The organism is Helicobacter didelphidarum, assembly GCF_003364195.1.
In the GTDB taxonomy this organism is placed as follows: Bacteria; Campylobacterota; Campylobacteria; order Campylobacterales; family Helicobacteraceae; genus Helicobacter_A; species Helicobacter_A didelphidarum.
In genome coordinates, this window is sequence record NZ_NXLQ01000240.1 from 1 (window position 1) to 333 (window position 333).

Sequence of the window (333 nt, forward strand, 5' to 3'; positions counted from 1 at the left end):
AATGCCTTTGTCTCTCAAGAATATATAGATAGAAAGATATTAGGAGAAGAGAGCACAGAATCTCATAATACTTCAAAGAAGAGAGAATCCGATAAGGATACTATAAGTCATTTAAGTCATTCTAGCAAGAGTGATAACAGAGATGCTCTATATCATCATACATACACTGCAGATTCTAATAATAATTTAAATGAGAATAAAAAATCACATAATCTCTCAAACCCATCTTACTTACCTCATATCTCCTATACCCCATTCTTACGAGTAGCCTCTCCAATAGCAAGTAATCAGAGTGGCTTATTTGCTATCCCTAGAGTAGGAGATGAAGTGATT

The 333-nt window shown here is 33.9% G+C and carries 1 pseudogene; it reads left to right on the forward strand.

Features of this window, described 5'->3' with window-relative positions:
* Nucleotides 1-36 precede the first annotated feature (36 nt).
* Nucleotides 37-333 (forward strand): annotated as a pseudogene (locus CQA53_RS13485) (hypothetical protein); the annotation flags it as partial.